General features: G+C 69.5%; 1 protein-coding gene. It reads right to left on the bottom strand.

The features are described 5' to 3' along the window. On the bottom strand, positions 1 to 1,604 hold a 1,604-nt coding region (locus ABZT49_RS25020; RefSeq protein WP_355290002.1), incomplete at its 3' end, for a recombinase family protein. Positions 1,605 to 1,912 lie beyond the last annotated feature (308 nt).

Here is a 1,912-nt window from a genome sequence, read left to right as displayed (position 1 = left end):
TCGAAATAGTCCTTCCGCAACTGACAAAAGCGTCCGCGCTCGCCATCCGGGCCGACGGGAACCACGTAGCGGATCTCGACCTCGGCCTCGGTCACCACGACCCGGTCGACGAGCAGTTCGATCAGTCGGCGGCGCTGAGCGAAGTCGGCGCCAGCCAGACCATCCTGGACGCGACGGCAGAACGCCTCGGCTGATCCCGCCCAGTTGGCCAGTTGCGCTTGTCTGTCGACTTGGCCTTCCAACTGCTCGGCCTGGGCCGCCAGAGCCTGCAGGTGCTCCTCCGCCACGCGGCGACGGCGCTGGTACTCCGGCAACGGGATGATCCCCTTCAGGTAGGCCTCCGTTAGGCGCTCCACCTGCTGCTCGAGCCCACGGCGCCCCTTGCGCAGCTGATCGCGCCGGGCCTGCAGATCCTGCGGCAGCCAGTCGCCGCCATGGGCCCGGGCCAGCGCCGCGGCGATCTGCTCGGGCTCGCTCAGCAGGGCACACAGATCCTGCCAGACCAGCGCATCGAGCTGATGGGCCGGCGCGTAGCGCGCCGGGCAGGGCTGCGCGCGGCCGCTGCGGCCCGGATGCCCCTTGGCGCGGCACAGATAGTAGTCGTAGCCGGGATGGATCGTCCGGCACAGGCAGCTCGACTGGCAGACTCCGCAGCTCACCAGGGCGCGCAGCAGGTAGCTGTACCGGGTGTTGTGGCGTCGGGCGAAGGCGCGGTTCTGCGCCAGCTTGGCCTGCGCTTGCGCGAACAGCGCCGGGCTGACGAGGGCCGGGACGGTGGCGACCGGCAGCCATTGCTCCGCCGGTACTGGCACCGACGTGGTCGAGGGGCATCCGATCGGATGCGTCGCCGAGCGGCGGATGCGCGGGGGTCGGCTGCGCCACCGGCCAGCGAAGACCTGGCCGGTATAGACCGGGTTCGTCAGCAGGCCGCGCAGCGAGGCTGAACTCCAGCGGGGGCGGCCGGTCGGCGAGGCGATGCCGAGAGCCCGCAGGTGGTTGGCCAGGCCGAACAGGCTGGCTTCCTCCTCGACGTAGCGGGCGAAGACCTGCTGGACCACGGCGCCCTCGGCCGGCTCCAGCCGAACCCCGGCCGGGTCGCGCGGCCGGTCGGGATCGAGCCGATACCCGTAGGGCGCTCGGGTCCAGGGAAGCAGGCTGCCGGCACGCAGGCGCATCTGGCGTCCTCGCCGCATCCGTTCCGCGATCAGCGTGCGCTCGTACTCTGCCACGGCACCGCGGATCTGCAACAGCAACTGGTCGTGCGGATCCCGTCCGATCGGACGATCGAGGAACGTCACCTCGCATCCGACGCGTTCGAGTTCCTGCAACACGATCATCATCTGGACGTAGTTGCGCGACAGCCGGTCGGGATCGGTGATCAGAACCCGATCGATCTCGCCGGCGCGCACGGCATCGCGCAGCCGGTCCAGACCGGGCCGGTTTAGCGTCGCTCCGCTCTGGCCGTCATCCCGGAAGATGGCGCTGTCGTCCAGGGTGGTGTTCTGTGCTTGCAGATGGACCCGGAGACGGTCGAGCTGCTGATCGATGGTCTGGGCTTGGGCCTGGCGCGCCGTCGAGACCCGCACGTAGACAGCCGTCCTCATGGCTTGCCTCCTCTGCGAGGGGGAAGGCCATCCGCGTCGCTGCCGGTGAGGCTTGGGGTGATCCCCAGCTCAGGATGAGGCCGTAGGCTCGATCCCACCGCCGAACTGCGTCTGGCGTGGTCGTGGTCTGACGGCGGATCTGCCAGTGGCGACGCATGGGCACCTCCCCGATCGCTCTCTCGATCGAGATCTGCCCTCTGGCTGGCCGTTGTGCAGCCGCGCCGGCGCTGCGGCCGACGCCACCACGTCAGGACAAGCTGCGCCGTGCGCACCAGACAGAACCTGTCGTTTGTGATCAGGCCATTGAG

The organism is Methylobacterium sp. EM32 (genome assembly GCF_040593685.1).
Taxonomy (GTDB): Bacteria; Pseudomonadota; Alphaproteobacteria; order Rhizobiales; family Beijerinckiaceae; genus Methylobacterium.
This window is presented reverse-complemented; position numbering and strand designations above follow the sequence as displayed.